Annotated in this window: 14 protein-coding genes; 7 read left to right on the forward strand and 7 right to left on the reverse strand. The window is 59.0% G+C overall.

The window, feature by feature from the left end:
- Positions 1-27: 27 nt before the first annotated feature.
- The 5 genes from G6N80_RS12020 (at position 28) to G6N80_RS12040 (ending at position 6,916) form a co-directional block, all read left to right on the forward strand.
- Positions 28-1,452 carry an ammonium transporter gene (locus G6N80_RS12020; protein ID WP_062556181.1) on the forward strand — a complete coding sequence of 475 codons (1,425 nt, stop codon included), beginning with the start codon at positions 28-30 and terminating at the stop codon, positions 1,450-1,452.
- 270 nt (positions 1,453-1,722) lie between these two features.
- Complete coding sequence (locus G6N80_RS12025) at positions 1,723-4,371, forward strand: FtsK/SpoIIIE family DNA translocase (protein ID WP_165134029.1); 2,649 nt, start codon at positions 1,723-1,725, stop codon at positions 4,369-4,371.
- 219 nt (positions 4,372-4,590) lie between these two features.
- Positions 4,591-5,187, forward strand: coding sequence for an outer membrane lipoprotein carrier protein LolA (locus G6N80_RS12030; RefSeq protein WP_376748627.1), 597 nt, complete (start codon positions 4,591-4,593; stop codon positions 5,185-5,187).
- 101 nt (positions 5,188-5,288) lie between these two features.
- Positions 5,289-6,089 carry an exodeoxyribonuclease III gene (locus G6N80_RS12035; RefSeq protein ID WP_165134031.1) on the forward strand — a complete coding sequence of 267 codons (801 nt, stop codon included), beginning with the start codon at positions 5,289-5,291 and terminating at the stop codon, positions 6,087-6,089.
- A gap of 77 nt (positions 6,090-6,166) precedes the next feature.
- Positions 6,167-6,916, forward strand: coding sequence for an SDR family oxidoreductase (locus G6N80_RS12040; RefSeq protein WP_165134034.1), 750 nt, complete (start codon positions 6,167-6,169; stop codon positions 6,914-6,916).
- On the opposite strand, the gene G6N80_RS12045 is transcribed toward G6N80_RS12040, so the two are convergent.
- Positions 6,909-7,364 carry a cyclic nucleotide-binding domain-containing protein gene (locus G6N80_RS12045; RefSeq protein WP_165134037.1) on the reverse strand — a complete coding sequence of 152 codons (456 nt, stop codon included), beginning with the start codon at positions 7,362-7,364 and terminating at the stop codon, positions 6,909-6,911. The genes G6N80_RS12040 and G6N80_RS12045 overlap by 8 nt on opposite strands.
- 12 nt (positions 7,365-7,376) lie before the next feature.
- Positions 7,377-8,060 carry a response regulator transcription factor gene (locus G6N80_RS12050; protein WP_062556175.1) on the reverse strand — a complete coding sequence of 228 codons (684 nt, stop codon included), beginning with the start codon at positions 8,058-8,060 and terminating at the stop codon, positions 7,377-7,379.
- 118 nt (positions 8,061-8,178) lie between these two features.
- Between G6N80_RS12050 and G6N80_RS12055 the strand changes: the two genes are divergently transcribed.
- Together G6N80_RS12055 and G6N80_RS12060 are read left to right on the forward strand one after the other, a co-directional pair.
- Complete coding sequence (locus G6N80_RS12055) at positions 8,179-8,721, forward strand: L,D-transpeptidase family protein (RefSeq protein ID WP_062556174.1); 543 nt, start codon at positions 8,179-8,181, stop codon at positions 8,719-8,721.
- Between the two features lie 100 nt (positions 8,722-8,821).
- The gene (locus G6N80_RS12060) at positions 8,822-10,816 is read left to right on the forward strand and encodes a PhoX family protein (protein ID WP_165134040.1); all 1,995 of its coding nucleotides are present in this window, start codon (positions 8,822-8,824) and stop codon (positions 10,814-10,816) included.
- A 106-nt stretch (positions 10,817-10,922) separates the two neighbouring features.
- Here G6N80_RS12060 and G6N80_RS12065 read toward each other — a convergent pair whose 3' ends face one another.
- The 5 genes from G6N80_RS12065 to thiC all read right to left on the reverse strand — a co-directional run bounded on the left by G6N80_RS12065 (position 10,923) and on the right by thiC (position 15,654).
- Positions 10,923-11,756 carry an EamA family transporter gene (locus G6N80_RS12065; RefSeq protein WP_165134043.1) on the reverse strand — a complete coding sequence of 278 codons (834 nt, stop codon included), beginning with the start codon at positions 11,754-11,756 and terminating at the stop codon, positions 10,923-10,925.
- Positions 11,757-11,879: 123 nt separating this feature from the next.
- Complete coding sequence (locus tag G6N80_RS12070) at positions 11,880-12,656, reverse strand: thiazole synthase (protein WP_165134046.1); 777 nt, start codon at positions 12,654-12,656, stop codon at positions 11,880-11,882.
- Between the two features lie 2 nt (positions 12,657-12,658).
- Positions 12,659-12,856, reverse strand: a complete 198-nt coding sequence (gene thiS, locus G6N80_RS12075) for a sulfur carrier protein ThiS (protein WP_062556171.1) — start codon at positions 12,854-12,856, stop codon at positions 12,659-12,661.
- Positions 12,853-13,830 (reverse strand): glycine oxidase ThiO, encoded by a 978-nt coding sequence (thiO, locus tag G6N80_RS12080; RefSeq protein WP_062556170.1) that lies wholly within the window; start codon positions 13,828-13,830, stop codon positions 12,853-12,855. The genes thiS and thiO overlap by 4 nt, the downstream gene beginning before the upstream one ends.
- Positions 13,831-13,845: 15 nt before the next feature.
- Entirely contained in the window at positions 13,846-15,654 is a 1,809-nt protein-coding gene (thiC, locus tag G6N80_RS12085) for a phosphomethylpyrimidine synthase ThiC (protein WP_165134049.1), read from the reverse strand.
- Between the last annotated feature and the right edge of the window lie 41 nt (positions 15,655-15,695).

The raw sequence follows: 15,695 nt of genomic DNA on the forward strand, positions 1-15,695 counted from the left end.
ACGGCTGATCCAGGGGAGTTTTTATACATGTCGTTCCACACGTTCCAAACCACGCTCATGCGCCTCGGGGCTGCGTCGGCTGCGCTTCTCGCGCCGGTCGTTGCGCTTGCCCAGGATGCGGCACCGGCCGCTGCCGCCGCTGCGGCACCTGCCATGACGGTCAACAAGGGTGATACCACCTGGATGCTGGTGTCGGCCCTGCTGGTCCTGTTGATGATCGTGCCGGGTCTCGGTCTGTTTTATGGCGGTCTTGTTCGTGCAAAGAACATGCTGTCGGTTCTCATGCAGGTGACGACGATCACGGCACTCGCCATGATCATCTGGGTCATCTACGGCTATTCGCTCGTCTTCACCAATGGTGGCGGCCTCAACTCTTTCGTTGGCGGCTTCTCCAAGATGTTCCTCAAGGGCGTTGATGTCACCACGATGGCGGAAAGCTTCACCAAGGGTGTCGCTATTCCGGAACTGGTGTTCGTCTGCTTCCAGATGACGTTTGCGGCCATCACGCCAGCTCTGATCGTCGGCGCCTTTGCAGAGCGTATCAAGTTCTCCGCCGTCATCCTGTTCACGGCTCTGTGGTTGACCTTCATCTACTTCCCGATCGCCCACATGGTGTGGTTCTGGGGTGGTCCGAGCGCCTACACGGACCCGACCGGCCTGATCTATGGCTTCGGTGCCATCGACTTCGCGGGCGGCACCGTCGTTCACATCAATGCCGGTATTGCAGGTCTCGTCGGCTGCATCATGATCGGCAAGCGTATCGGCTACGGCAAGGACATGATGGCTCCGCACTCGATGACCATGACGCTGATCGGCGCTGGTCTTCTGTGGGTTGGCTGGTTCGGCTTCAATGCCGGTTCGAACCTCGAATCCAACGCCTACGCGGCGCTTGCCATGATCAATACCTTCGTCGCGACAGCGGCAGCTCTTCTCTCCTGGTCGCTGGTTGAAGCCATGACCCGCGGCAAAGCTTCCATGCTCGGTGCTGTTTCCGGTGCGGTTGCCGGTCTCGTCGTCATCACGCCTGCTGCCGGTTTCGTTGGTCCGATGGGCGCCATCGTCATGGGTCTCGCCGTTTCGCCGATCTGCTACTTCTTCTGCTCGACGGTGAAGAACAAGTTCGGTTACGACGACACGGCTGACGTGTTCGGCATCCACGGTGTCGGCGGCATCATCGGCGCGCTGCTCACCGGCGTCTTCGTCAACCCGGCTCTCGGCGGCGCAGGCATTGTGGATTACTCCACGGCTGACTTCGCAGCCACTTACGCAGGCACGGCAACGCAGGTGTTCGCTCAGTTGAAGGGTGTTCTGGTAACGCTTCTCTGGACGGGTATCGGTTCGGCGATCCTGTACAAGATCGTCGACGTCGTCATCGGCCTGCGTGTTCCGGTCGAAGCAGAGCGCGAAGGTCTCGATCTCGCCTCGCATGGCGAAGCCGCCTATCACTCCTGATCCCAGAGCATCGGGCGAAACATTTCCAAGCATTGCACCGGCGGTTTTGCCGCCGGTTCTCCACCTCCTTCCATGGCGGTTTACCGCTCACCTTGCCCGACCTTCCAAGGCCGGGCTTTTTTATTGGTGGTGAATGTTCGACTTCCAGGTTTGGTTAAAGTCCCGTTAACCAAACGGGGCTACCCTTCCCACTCAGGGCCGCTTTGCGCGTGAATTCCGCCACGTGCCAGGTTTCCCACTCTCTTCAACGGGATGTTCGGGCAAAAAACGATGAGCAGAAGCAGTTCAGCAGCTATGGCGCACCATTCAACACGCCATGCGCTCGTCGCGTTTTTCGTAAGGCAGATTCTGGCCCTTTGCGGTTTTGTGATCTTCATCCTGCTGGCGCTGGCGGTCGCAGCCATGGCGACGTGGAACGTGGCCGATCCGAGCTTTTCCTATGCGACGGACAATGTTCCGACCAATATTCTGGGTTTTCCCGGCGCTGCCTTTGCCGATCTGATGATGCAGTTTCTGGGCCTTGCAAGCCTTCTGGCCCTGATGCCCTTGCTGGCCTGGGCGCTTGCTCTGATTGTGGGGCGTCCCATTACGCGCATCCCGGCGCGCCTTGCCGCCTGGGCCGTGGGCACCTTCATGGGCGCGGCAACGCTTGGATGTTTTCCGGCTCCCCTGACCTGGCCCATCCCAAATGGCATCGGTGGGGTGATCGGGGATATGATCCTGCGCTTTCCCGCATTGTTCGTCGGTACCTATCCGACCGGCATGGTCGCGATTATCCTGGGCAGCATTTTCATCCTGCCGACGGCAGGTTTTCTCGCTTTTGCAGCCAGCCTTATCGGCAATGAAGAACTGCAGTTCGAGGAAGAAGATGAAGACGACATGCCGGAGGAGCCGCGCCGTCGCGTGCCGACAGCCGCGGACTTCGGCGATGAAGATGAAGGCTTTCGCTTCACCGATTTTGTCGCCTTCGGTGCTCTTGCACATATGTGGTACACAACGCAGGCGCGCTTGCGCCGCCTGTTCCGCCTGAAGCCGAAAGCGACATCCAATGCTTTCGAGGCACCGTATGATTTCAACGAGGATGAGTTCGGTACGCTGAACGAGCCTGTTCGGCCAAAGGTTCGGGCAGGCGGACGCACGGAGCCGTCGCTCGACAATTCCATGTCCGGCGTCATGGCAGCCAGACGGCGTCTCTCTCCACCCTCTCTTGCTGCGGATGATGATGAGGACATGGACGACGATATGCCGATGCGTCCGTCCGGTATCCTTTCTGATGATGAGGACGATGCGCCGCGTGGCCTTCGCGCTTCGGCCCGCGTAACACCCGCTGCACCCCAGCCCCGGCAAGCGAGCCGCTCTCTGCGGGAAGGTCAGCGCTCGTTCATCGATCCTGAAGGGTTCGAGCTGCCATCCATTCATCTGCTGGCGGAGCCGCGCCACGTGGCGCGCGATGCCACGCTTTCCGCCGATGCGCTGGAGCAGAATGCACGCATGCTGGAAGGTGTGCTGGAGGATTTCGGCGTCAAGGGCGAGATCATCCATGTGCGTCCCGGCCCTGTGGTGACGCTGTATGAGCTGGAGCCCGCTCCGGGCATCAAGTCCTCCCGCGTCATCGGCCTGGCTGACGACATTGCCCGCTCCATGAGCGCGATTGCTGCCCGCGTCGCAGTCGTCCCGGGCCGCAATGCCATCGGTATCGAATTGCCGAACCAGACGCGTGAAACGGTTTTCCTGCGCGAACTGATCGGCAGCCAGGATTTCGATAGCAGTAAGGCGAAGCTCGCCATGGCGCTCGGCAAGACCATCGGCGGCGAGCCCGTCATCGCCGATCTTGCCAAGATGCCGCATCTTCTGGTCGCGGGGACCACCGGTTCTGGTAAATCCGTTGCCATCAACACCATGATCCTGTCGCTGCTTTATCGCCTTTCGCCGGAGAAGTGTCGCCTGATCATGATCGATCCCAAGATGCTGGAACTGTCGGTCTATGACGGAATTCCGCATCTGCTCTCGCCGGTCGTCACCGATCCGAAAAAGGCGGTCGTTGCGCTGAAATGGACCGTGCGCGAGATGGAAGAGCGCTACAAGAAGATGTCCAAGATCGGTGTTCGCAACATCGATGGCTTCAACAGCCGCGTGGAGCAGGCCATTGCCAAGGGCGAAGTGCTGACCCGTACCGTGCAGACCGGTTTCGACCGCCAGACGGGCGAGGCCATGTATGAGACGGAAGAATTCGACCTGAAGCCCATGCCGTATATCGTCGTCATCATAGACGAAATGGCCGATCTGATGATGGTGGCGGGCAAGGACATCGAAGGTGCAGTCCAGCGTCTGGCGCAGATGGCGCGTGCGGCGGGCATCCACGTCATCATGGCAACGCAGCGCCCGTCGGTCGATGTCATTACCGGCACGATCAAGGCCAACTTCCCGACGCGCATCTCTTTCCAGGTTACCTCCAAGATCGACAGCCGAACCATTCTGGGCGAGCAGGGTGCCGAACAACTGCTCGGCATGGGCGATATGCTCTACATGGCGGGCGGCGGGCGGATCCAGCGCGTTCACGGCCCCTTTGTTTCCGATACGGAGGTCGAAGAGATTGTCTCCTACCTCAAGACACAAGGCGCGCCGCAATATCTTGATGCCATTACGGCGGATGATGACGAGGACGATGAGGGCGGTGGCGGTCCAGCCGGAACCGGCAACCTGTCCGATTCCGATGATCCCTATGATCAGGCGGTCGCTATCGTCCTGCGCGATGGAAAGGCTTCCACGTCCTATATCCAGCGAAGACTGGGCATCGGTTATAACCGGGCTGCCTCGCTGATCGAGCGAATGGAAAACGAAGGCCTGATCGGGCCCGCCAATCATGCGGGCAAGCGCGAGATCCTCGTGCCGACGGAAGCCGATATCATCGATCGGTAATCCTCGATTTCGCCGGGAACCCGGATGAAGTTCAGCCGTTCCCGTGGCTCGGCAGTATCCGCTCCCGCTCGAAAATGTGAGGGGAACAGGTCTGGCTCAAGGTTCAATCGCTATGTCGCGTCATAGAGACGCCGCCTTTGTTGGCGAAAAGGCAGGTGAAGGAGAATAACAAACATGTCGACCCGTGTGTCCCCCGCAGTTCTTGATCGTCGCAACCTCATGATCGGCCTGGCGAGCCTCGGTGTCACCGCATTTGCGGGTCTGCCAGCGCTGGCACAGGACGCCGTGGGTGCTGCAGCCGCGCAGAAGATTGCCGATCACTTCTCATCGGTGAAGACCATGATGGGTGAGTTCGTGCAGTTCGGTCCGCGTGGCGAGCAGACCGGCGGCAAATTCTTCATCGAACGTCCCGGCAAGCTGCGCTTCAACTTCGAGGATCCGTCTCCGATCCGCGTGATCTCGGATGGTGACAACGTTGTCATCGGTAATCTGAAGCTCAAGACCTGGGACATCTACCCGCTTTCCAAGACGCCGCTCAGCCTGCTGCTGGCCAACAAGATCGATCTGTCAAACCAGATGGTGCGCAACGTCAAGCAGGAGTCAGATCTCGTCACCATCGTGCTGGGCAACAAAACCGTGTTCGGCGATTCGACCATCACCATGATGTTCGACCCGAAGACTTTCGACCTGCGTCAATGGACGATCACCGACGTGCAGGGCAAGGATACCTCCGTCATGATCTATAACGTCCAGAACGGCGTTCGCTTCGACGATAAGGTGTTCACGATTCCCTATAATGAAGTCCACAAGCTCTAGGAATTCCCGCTGGCGGGCTGCAAATGGCAATTTCTGTACCCTTGCCCTTGACCATCAAAACAGCCTAAACCTCGGCCCGTAACGTCCGAGGTTTTTTACGTATGAGCTTTTCCGTCACCACCTGGAACATCAATTCGGTACGCCTGCGGCTGCCGATCGTCGAGCAGTTCATCGTGCGCGAAAAGCCGGATATTCTCTGCCTGCAGGAAATCAAGTGCCGCGCGGAGGAGTTCCCGCTCGAACCGCTGCAGAAGATGGGCTACGAGCACATCATCCTGCACGGCCAGAAGGGCTATCACGGCGTTGCCATTCTTTCAAAAGTGCCGCTGAGCGAAGATCATCGTCAGGATTACTGCGGCGTAGGCGATGCGCGCCACATCTCGGCGATCTTCGAGCGCGGCTCGCGCCGCATCCGTATCCATAACTTCTATGTACCCGCTGGCGGCGACGAGCCGGACCGCAGCATCAACCCGAAATTCGGCCACAAGCTGGATTTCGTCGAAGAGATGAAGGCGCTGAAGGCCTCATCCCCCGGCGTTTCCTCCATCCTCGTCGGCGATCTCAACATCGCGCCGCTGGAGCATGATGTCTGGTCGCACAAGCAGATGCTGAAGATCGTAAGCCATACGCCGGTCGAGACGGAAGGCCTGACGCAAGTGATGGAAAAGGGCGGCTGGCTGGATCTTATGCGTCAGCATGTTCCGGCATCCGAAAAGCTCTACACCTGGTGGAGCTACCGCGCCAAGGATTGGGAAGCAGCAGACCGCGGCCGCAGGCTGGACCACATCTGGTCTTCTCCCGATCTCGGCCCCTTCCTTGACAAGATAGAAGTGCTGAAAGAGGCCCGCGGCTGGAACCGCCCCTCAGACCATGTTCCTGTGACTGCAACGTTCAAGTTTTGAGTGATCGCGCAAGTATCGGGTGTCGAAGCCTTCGGTGAGTTTCTATTCAGATCTCTCTCATCCAAAGGGAGATCACAATGGGAATACTCGAAGGCAAGACCGCGATCATCACAGGCGCTTCATCGGGCATCGGGCGGGCTGCCGCACAGCTCTTTTCACAGCAAGGCGCGGCTCTGGTTCTCAATGCCCGCGGGCATGACGCGCTTGAGCAAGTAGGGCAGCTTATCGAAAGCCAGGGCGGCAGGGTCTGCCTTGTCGCAGGCGACGTCGTTTCCGAGGCTGTGCAACATCAACTGGTTTCCGCTGCCATGGAAATGTTCGGCGGTCTCGATATCGCTTTGAACAATGCCGGAACGACAGGCAGTTTGAAGCCTCTGGCGGAAATCCCCGTTAATGACTGGCAACAGACCCTCGCCACCAACCTGACTGCGGCGTTTCTCGGCAGTCGAAGCCAGATCCCGGCCATGTTGGCGCGTGGCGGCGGCTCCATCATATTTACGTCCAGCTTCGTCGGCACCAGCGTCGGTCTGCCGGGCATGGCGGCTTATGGCGCGGCGAAGGCCGGGCTCATGGGCTTGGTCAAGGGCATTACCGCAGACTATGGCAGCCAGAATATTCGCGCCAATGCCCTTATGCCTGGAGGTGTCGATACTGGCATGGCAGGTGACGAGGATCAGAAAAAGTGGGCTGCCGGGCTGCATGCCATGAAGCGCATTGCGAGACCGGATGAAATCGCACAGGCTGCACTCTTTCTGGCGAGCTCTGCCTCCAGCTTCGTAACCGGATCCGCCCTGTTTGCGGATGGAGGAAATTCAGCCGTCAAGTAAACCGCCCGGCCATGCGGGTCGCTGCCAGCGCCAGTTCGACAATATTCTGGCGAATGCGCGATTCCAGCAGGCTGGCCACTTGCGGATATTCTTCCAGCAGCCGGTGGAACAGCGTGCGGGGAATGCGCACCACCTCGCCCTCGTCGGAAGCGATGGCCGTGAACTTGCGCTCCACCATGGTCACAAGCGCAAGTTCTGAGAGAAGTGTTCCGGGACCGGCGCGATCCCGGAATTCAAGTTCGCCCGCTCGGTTTTCAACGTAGAGGTCGAAATGGCCGCGGGAGACGACGAAGGCGCATTCCGCTGGCGAATGTTCGCGAAACAGCGCCTGGCCTTTCTGAATGTTTCTACGCTCTGCACCGAAGGCGATCAGCCGCAGCTGATCGCTGTCCAGCCCCTGGAAAAGTGGCACCTGGGCCAGAAGCTGGATATCGTCGCTGAGCGCCATTTCAATTCACCTTCAGGGCACGATCTTGTAGCCGCCGTTCTCTGTCACGAGAATTTCGGCATTGGAAGGATCGCGTTCGATTTTCTGGCGAAGACGATAGACGTGGGTTTCAAGCGTGTGCGTCGTGACACCGGAATTGTAGCCCCAGACTTCTTCGAGAAGAATATCGCGCGTCACGACCTTCTGGCCTGCGCGGTAGAGGTAGCGGATGATCGCCGATTCCTTTTCCGTCAGGCGGATCTTCTTGCCGTCATCGGTGGTCAGAAGTTTCTGGCTCGGCTTGAAGACGTAAGGACCGACGGTGAAGGTGGCGTCTTCGCTCTGTTCATACTGGCGAAGCTGTGCGCGCATGCGGGCCAGAAGCACGGCGAAGCGGAACGGCTTGGTGACATAGTCATTGGCGCCCGCTTCCAATCCCAGGATGGTATCGGAATCCGTATCATGGCCGGTCAGCATGATGATCGGCGCCTTGAAGCCGCCCTTGCGCATCAGCTTCACGGCTTCGCGACCATCCATGTCGGGAAGGCCGACATCCATGATCAGAAGATCGACCTGGGCTGCCTTGGCGGTTGCCATGGCCTTTGTTGCCGTGGCTTCCTGCAGGAGGCTGAATTCCTCGTACAGTGAAAGTTGCTCGACCAGCGTTTCACGCAGATCGTTGTCATCATCCACCAGCAGTACAGTCCGCGCTGCCATCGATATCTACGCCTTCCTTGGTTTGATCGCCGAAGAAATTCGGCAGGCTTCGATTCATCTTCCATCATGCTATGATTCCGACTGAAATCATATCCAAAGCAATTCTGTGTGAGAGAAAATGGGTGGGAAAAAGGCCAACCGCAAGGGCGCCATCATCACGGTACATCACAGCCCCGTCAGTCGCTCCCGCGCCATGGTGTCATTCGGCAATGTGACGGTGCCTGCGGCCATCGGAAGGTCCGGTCGCACGAGCCGCAAACGGGAGGGCGATGGGGCAACGCCCATAGCCGAGATGCAGGTACTTTATGGGTTCCTGCGGGGAGATCGGCTGAAGGGTTTGAGGACTGCGCTGCCTATGCGACGCATCGCAAAATCCATGTTGTGGTGCGATGAGCCACGTCACCCCAGCTACAATCGGCTCGTCAGGGCGCCTTTCAAACCCAGTCACGAAGAGATGAGCCGCAAGGACGGGTTGTACGATATCTGTCTGGTGCTTGACTGGAACATCCGGTCGCGGGCCCGTTACCGGGGTTCGGCTATCTTCTTCCACCTTATTCGACCGGGCTACGAGCCGACGGCTGGCTGCATCGCAGTGTCCTTGAAAGACATGCAGCGACTTCTGCCACATATCGTTAAGGGGACGAGGGTGCGGGTTTTATAGAAACCTTGAGGGAGGAGGTCTGGGGAAACTGTCGCATCCCTGAAACATGACATGCCTAGATTGGAACACCTCTAAAAGAGAACAATCAGGAGACGGTTCGATGAACGAACATGTGACGCAAAACCCCTTTCCGACCTCGCTTCTGGAAGAGGCCGATGGCGAAGGCCACAATGCCAGCGACAACGCCACGATGGGTGAAATCATCTCGAAGCGGTTTTCGCGCCGCAACTTCCTGCAGGGATCGCTTGCTGTTTCTGCCATCGCCGCAACCGTCAGCCCTGTTGCGCTGATGAGCGCCGATGAGGCGCGGGCGGCAGGCAAAGCCGGTTCTGCTTTCAATTTCAACGAGATCGAGGCTGGCGTCGACGCCAAGCATCACGTGGCGGAAGGCTATAATGCAGATGTGCTGCTGCGCTGGGGCGATGCGGTTCTGCCGGGCGCGCCGAGCTTTGACCCCTTGAAGCAGTCGGCAGAGGCGCAGGCCAAGCAGTTCGGCTACAACAATGATTATGTCGGCTTCATTCCGCTCAAAGGCTCCTCCACCCATGGTCTGCTGGTGGTGAACCATGAATACACCAATCCGCATCTGATGTTTCCGGGCCTCGTGAAGATCGTCGACGGCAAGGTTAGCCAAAACAAGCTTTCAAAGGAGCAGGTGGATGTGGAGATGGCGGCTCATGGCGGCACCATCGTTGAAATTCGCAAGGAGAGCGGGAAGTGGCAGGTCGTTGCCGATGGCAAGCTGAACCGCCGCATCACTTCCAATACGCCTATGCAGATCACCGGCCCGGCTGCGGGTCATGACCGCCTGAAGACTGCTGCCGATCCGACTGGCACACGAGTGTTCGGCACGCTGAACAACTGTGCGGGCGGTGTAACCCCGTGGGGCACCTACATCATGGCGGAAGAAAACTTCCATGGCTATTTCCAGGGCAAACTACCAGAAGGCCACGCGGAAGCCGCCAACTACAAGCGCTATGGCGTGCCGGAAGGCTCCTACGAATGGGGCAATTTCTACGATCGTTTCGATCTTTCCAAGGAGCCGAACGAGCCGAACCGCTTCGGCTGGATCGTGGAAGTGGATGCCATGGACCCCACCTCCACGCCCAAGAAGCGCACGGCTCTCGGCCGCTTCAAGCATGAGGGTGCGGAAAGCATCGTGGCGAAAAGCGGCAAGGTCGTCTTCTATCTCGGTGATGATGAGCGCTTCGACTATGTCTACAAATTCGTCACCGATGGCACTTTCAACCCGAACGACCGCAAGGCCAATATGGACCTGCTCGACAAGGGCACGCTCTATGTCGCCAAGTTCGGCGAAGACGGCTCCATGCAGTGGCTGCCGCTCGTGCACGGCCAAGGTCCGCTGACGGAAGCAAACGGCTTCAAGTCCCAGGCCGATGTGCTGATCGAAACCCGCAAGGCGGGCGATCTTTTGGGGGCCACCAAGATGGACCGTCCGGAAGACATCCAGCCGAACGGTGTGAACGGCAAGGTCTACGTCATGTTGACCAACAATACCAAGCGCAAGGCCGATCAGGTCAACGCCGCCAATCCGCGCGCGGAAAACGCCTTCGGCCACATCATCGAGATCACCGAAAAGGATGGCGATTTCGCAGCGACTGCTGGCAAATGGGAAGTTCTGCTGAAGTGTGGTGATCCTTCCGTGGCCGCCGTTGGAGCCACCTTCTCGACGGAAACTACGAAGAACGGCTGGTTCGGCATGCCGGATAACTGTGCGGTGGATAGCGCAGGTCGCCTGTGGGTTGCGACCGATGGCAACAGCCCGAAGGGCACCGGCCGGACCGATGGTCTGTGGGCCGTCGATACGGAAGGTTCAGCCCGCGCCACCTCCAAGCTGTTCTTCCGCGTGCCTGTCGGTGCGGAAATGTGCGGCCCGCTGTTTACGCCCGATGATGAGACGGCTTTCGTTGCCGTGCAGCATCCGGGCGATGGCGGTGAGGATTGGGCAGGCCATGGCCGTCCGTCCTATTACGAGGATCTCTCCACCCGCTGGCCGGATTTCAAGCCGGATATGCCGACTCGTCCGGCGGTTGTCGCCATCACCAAGATCGGCGGCGGCAAGATCGCTGTATAATCCCTATGCCTCAAGGCTCCGCGCTCGTTTGAGTGCGGAGCTTTCTTACCCTTGTTCCAAGCAATCCCGGACGCAAAACCGGTTCCCACTTTTGCTGGGAATTTCTTTATCTTCCAATCGCAATCGCCCCAGCCGCCACGATCAGGCAGGCGATAATGCGCTTGGGCGTGAGTGTTTCACCCAGAAATAGCCGCCCGATGATCATGGCGAAGACAACGCTTGTCTCGCGAATGGCGGTGATCGGCCCGGCCGGTCCCATCGAGTAGGCGATGATAACGACACCATAGGCGATCAGTACGAAAATGCCCGCCAGCAGCGCCTTGCGGCATTCGCGGTCGGAAAGGTTCATGGTGAACTTCCCGCGCATGGCTATGTAGGCCACGATCAGCAACACGCCGTAAGTAAACAGCACCCATGCCGCATAGGCCTTCGGATCAGCAAAATGTTTAACACCGGTCGAATCGACGGTGGCATAGGTTGCGATGATCACGCCGGTCAAAAGTGCCCAGAGGATGGAGGAAGTTGGTGCCCGGTGCCGCCCGATGGACAGGCTCATGATGCCGATGGCCACCAGTGACACGCCGATAAGCTGGCTGAAGCTCAGCATCTGACCCGTCAGGAAAAAAGTTCCAAGTGAGACCAGCAGCGGCACCGAGCCGCGCACGATGGGGTAGACCTGTCCGAGATCGCCCAGCCGATAGGCGAAAACGAGGAACACGCTATAGGCCACCTGTAGCAGCGATGAGGTGAGGATGAAGCCGAAGCCTGTCAGACTTGGCAGCGGAAAATAGAAGAGGATGAGCGGCAGCGTCGCGGCGATGCCGGTCACACCCATAACGGTGATGGACCATAGCCGGTCAGCACCGGAACGCAGGAACGCGTTCCAGCTGGCATGCATGACGGCTGCCGTCAGTGCCAGAGCTATGACGGCGGGGCTCATGCGAAAGCCACGGAAAATGATGGGTAGCTTGGAATTGCGGGCATCGGGGAACCAGTGATTTCCCCCCAACACTGTGACCGCAGTCCATTTATGTCAATCGTATGACAGTACCTTTCCAGTCCCTCACGCAAACACACCCTTGCCAATCAATGGCGTGGAAGGCACAGCCATGTCTCGGGGCTCCAGAAGGCCTGCATCATGGCCAAGTTTTCCCGCCTCTATTGCCAATGCGAAGGCTCTTGCCATCGTGGCGGGATCGCCTGCCCCGGAGACGGCTGTGTTCAGAAGAACTGCATCGTAGCCCAGTTCCATCATGGTCGTTGCATGCGATGGACGCCCCATACCAGCATCGACGATCAGCGGAACCTCGGGAAACTCGGCGCGCATGGACCGAAGTGCCGGGATGTTCTGCGGCCCCATGGCGCTGCCGATGGGCGCGCACCAGGGCATCAGCACTTGGCAGCCCGCCCGCAGTAATCGTTCTCCCACCACCAGATCGTCAGTCGTGTAGGGAAACACTTCGAAACCATCGTCGCTCAGAATCTTTGCTGCTTCCACCAGCTGAAAAACATCCGGCTGCAGCGTATCCTGATGGCCGATCAGTTCCAGCTTGATCCAATTGGTGCGAAACAGATCGCGTGCCATCTTTGCCGTCAGAACCGCTTCTGAAACCGTATGGCATCCCGCCGTATTGGGCAGCACATGCACGCCGAGTTCGCGAATGAGCTCGAAGAATGCGCCGCCGGTTCGGCCGCCTGCTGTCTCTCTTCTGAGCGAAACTGTTACGATCTCCGTACCGGATTGGCGCACCGCAGCCGACAGATCCTGCGGGGAGGGGTAGCGTGCGGTGCCAAGCAGCAGGCGCGAACAGACCGTTGTTCCATAGAGCGTTAATGCCATCGTTAGCCTCCCTGTCGAGGTGAGAGAATTTCGATCCGGTCATCCGGTTTCAGTTCCAAGGTCTCGCGCTCTTCGCGATGGATAAGTTCTGCATTCACGGCCGTTGCCAGCCACTCGCCTTCGTATTCCAGTTCCTGCAACAGGTCTGCGAGGTTTGTGGAGCCAATCACGAAAGTCTCGCCATTCACGATCACCCTCATGCGGCCCCCTTCCGCCGGTCGCGTTGCATCATGTCCGCTGCCTGTCTGGCCAGTGCCGGTGCCAGAAGAAAGCCGTGACGATAAAGCCCGGCTATGGCGATGCCGTCTTTGGTTTTTACAATGCGTGGCGTGTTGTCGATAAAGGCAGGACGCACGCCGGCACCCGTTTCCAGAATGCGGGCCTCGCCAAAGGCAGGATGCAATGCGTAGGCGGTATTCAGAAGCTCCATGGTAGATCGAACCGAAGCTTGCCCTGCGTCATTGCTTTCGATCATGGTTGCACCCAGCATCACCTGACCCTCGCCGCGCGGGACGAGATAGACGGGATGGCGCGGATGCAAGACACGGATGGTGCGCGTCAACTGGATTTCCTGTGTCTCCAGCATCAACATTTCTCCGCGTACGCCGCGCAGCCCCTTGATGTTGCCGATGGCAGATGGACCTGTGCAATCCACAATCTTCGAGAAGCGACGCAAGGGGGATGTCATTGGCTGGCCAAAGGAAAGCGTCACCCCTGCGTTCACCAGCTTTTCTTCCAGTGCGAGAAGGGCTTTCCGCGGATCCAGGTGCGCCTCTCCGGCAAAATAGAGTGCTCGGGTGAAGCGTCCTGCCAGAGCCGGTTCGAGCGCTGCAATGCACTTTTCATCCAGCCATTGATAGCCATGGGTGCGCTTGGCAAACCTTTCGAGTTCTGCGCGGTCGCGGTTCAGTGCCAGCACGAGCGTGCCCCGCCGATGGACCATGCCGGGCAGTGCCTGCTCCCACCAGTCGGCGGCAGATAATCCGAGATCGAAGACGGTCTCGTTTGCTGCTTCGCGTTCGCACCAGGGGGCAAGCATGCCGCCCGCATAGTGAGATGCGCCCAAACCGGCCCGTGGCGCCGAATCGTTCAGAACCACGTTCAGGCCGCGGCGGCGCAGTTCATAGGCAAGTACGAGACCGGCAACGCCGGCCCCCTTGATCAGAATTGTCATGGTCCGAACTGGTCCTTATTCCGCAACAGGCATGTACAGATCGCCGCCCTCACGGAATTTCGCCGCCATGGCTTCCAGCCCCTCCTTTTGTGCTTCGGCACGAATATCGTGCGAAATGCGCATCGAGCAGAATTTCGGCCCGCACATGGAGCAGAAATGCGCCACCTTGTGTGCTTCCTTCGGCAGGGTCTCGTCGTGATAGGAACGGGCGGTTTCCGGATCGAGCGAGAGGTTGAATTGATCCTCCCAGCGGAATTCGAAGCGTGCACGGGAAAGTGCATCGTCACGCACCTGTGCTGCCGGATGTCCCTTGGCGAGATCGGCTGCATGGGCGGCAATCTTGTAGGTGATGACGCCTACCTTCACGTCATCCCGGTCGGGCAGGCCCAGATGTTCCTTTGGCGTGACGTAGCACAGCATGGCGGTGCCGTACCAGCCGATCATAGCCGCACCAATGCCGGAGGTAATGTGGTCGTAGCCGGGGGCGATGTCCGTCGTCAGAGGCCCAAGCGTGTAGAAGGGAGCTTCTCCGCACACCTTCAACTGCTTGTCCATGTTTTCCTTGATCTTGTGCATGGGAACATGGCCTGGACCTTCGATCATCACCTGGCAGTCTTTCGCCCAGGCGATCTTCGTCAATTCGCCGAGTGTTTCCAGTTCTGCAAACTGTGCGGCATCATTGGCATCGGCAATAGAGCCGGGACGCAAGCCATCGCCCAGCGAGAAGGAGACATCATAGGCACGGCAGATGTCGCAGATCTCCTCGAAATGCTCGTAGAGGAAGCTTTCCTTGTGGTGATGCAGGCACCACTTGGCCATGATGGAGCCGCCGCGGGAAACGATGCCCGTCACACGACTGACGGTGAGCGGAATGTAGTGAAGCCGAACGCCTGCATGAATGGTGAAGTAATCGACGCCCTGTTCCGCCTGTTCGATCAGCGTATCGCGGAACACGTTCCAGGTCAGGTCTTCGGCAATGCCGCCCACCTTCTCCAGCGCCTGATAGAGCGGCACAGTACCAATCGGAACCGGCGCATTGCGGATGATCCAGTCGCGAATGTTGTGAATGTTCCGGCCCGTAGAAAGGTCCATCACGGTATCGGCACCCCAGCGGATGGCCCAGACCATCTTTTCCACTTCCTCGGCCATGGAGGAGGTGACGGCGGAATTGCCGATATTGGCGTTGATCTTGACCAGAAAGTTGCGGCCAATCGCCATCGGCTCCAGTTCCGGGTGGTTGATATTGGCGGGAATAATGGCGCGACCCAGCGCCACTTCCTGCCGCACGAATTCCGGCGTCACGTAGTCGGGAATGGCGGCTCCGAAGCTTTCGCCGTCGCGTTCCAGTTTTTCCTTGAGGGCCCGCCGCCCAAGATTTTCGCGGATCGCCACGAACTCCATTTCCGGGGTGATGATGCCCGCCCGCGCGTAAGCCAATTGCGTTACCGCTTTGCCGCCCGTGGCGCGGCGAGGCCTTGGTTGGACGGGGAAGGCGGGCGTCAGGCGCTCGCCGCTGGCAAAGCCGTTATCTTCCGGCTTCACCCTGCGTCCGTCGTAAAGCTCGTTGTCGCCCCGCGCCGCCACCCAGTTTTCCCGCAGGCGCGGCAAGCCCTTTTCGATCTCGATTGCGACAGCCGGATCAGTGTAGGGGCCGGATGAATCGTAGACGTTCACCGGTGGTTCGCCGGAAGTAGGGTGCAGGGCAATCTGGCGAAGCGGCACCCGGATGTCAGGGTGCAGTTCGCCGCTCACATGGATCTTGGTTGAAGCGGGAAGCGGCCCAGTTGTCACATCGAGTCGGGGAAAATTCGGGGCAATGTTCATCGTGGAACTCCAAGGTTTAAGGTTTGGAGATCCAGTCACGT

The sequence above is a fragment of the Rhizobium rhizoryzae genome, assembly GCF_011046895.1.
Lineage (GTDB): Bacteria > Pseudomonadota > Alphaproteobacteria > Rhizobiales > Rhizobiaceae > Neorhizobium > Neorhizobium rhizoryzae.

What these genes read in the sequence shown, in the direction of transcription:
- thiS (WP_062556171.1), bottom strand. Translation starts at nt 12,856, where the DNA reads ATGAGGGTGATCGTGAATGGCGAGACTTTCGTGATTGGCTCCACAAAC.
- G6N80_RS12030 (WP_376748627.1), top strand. Translation starts at nt 4,591, where the DNA reads ATGATCGGCCTGGCGAGCCTCGGTGTCACCGCATTTGCGGGTCTGCCA.
- G6N80_RS12045 (WP_165134037.1), bottom strand. Translation starts at nt 7,364, where the DNA reads ATGGCGCTCAGCGACGATATCCAGCTTCTGGCCCAGGTGCCACTTTTC.
- G6N80_RS12025 (WP_165134029.1), top strand. Translation starts at nt 1,723, where the DNA reads ATGAGCAGAAGCAGTTCAGCAGCTATGGCGCACCATTCAACACGCCAT.
- G6N80_RS12065 (WP_165134043.1), bottom strand. Translation starts at nt 11,756, where the DNA reads ATGAGCCCCGCCGTCATAGCTCTGGCACTGACGGCAGCCGTCATGCAT.
- G6N80_RS12050 (WP_062556175.1), bottom strand. Translation starts at nt 8,060, where the DNA reads ATGGCAGCGCGGACTGTACTGCTGGTGGATGATGACAACGATCTGCGT.
- G6N80_RS12070 (WP_165134046.1), bottom strand. Translation starts at nt 12,656, where the DNA reads ATGGCATTAACGCTCTATGGAACAACGGTCTGTTCGCGCCTGCTGCTT.
- G6N80_RS12020 (WP_062556181.1), top strand. Translation starts at nt 28, where the DNA reads ATGTCGTTCCACACGTTCCAAACCACGCTCATGCGCCTCGGGGCTGCG.
- G6N80_RS12055 (WP_062556174.1), top strand. Translation starts at nt 8,179, where the DNA reads ATGGGTGGGAAAAAGGCCAACCGCAAGGGCGCCATCATCACGGTACAT.
- thiC (WP_165134049.1), bottom strand. Translation starts at nt 15,654, where the DNA reads ATGAACATTGCCCCGAATTTTCCCCGACTCGATGTGACAACTGGGCCG.
- G6N80_RS12060 (WP_165134040.1), top strand. Translation starts at nt 8,822, where the DNA reads ATGAACGAACATGTGACGCAAAACCCCTTTCCGACCTCGCTTCTGGAA.
- G6N80_RS12035 (WP_165134031.1), top strand. Translation starts at nt 5,289, where the DNA reads ATGAGCTTTTCCGTCACCACCTGGAACATCAATTCGGTACGCCTGCGG.
- thiO (WP_062556170.1), bottom strand. Translation starts at nt 13,830, where the DNA reads ATGACAATTCTGATCAAGGGGGCCGGCGTTGCCGGTCTCGTACTTGCC.
- G6N80_RS12040 (WP_165134034.1), top strand. Translation starts at nt 6,167, where the DNA reads ATGGGAATACTCGAAGGCAAGACCGCGATCATCACAGGCGCTTCATCG.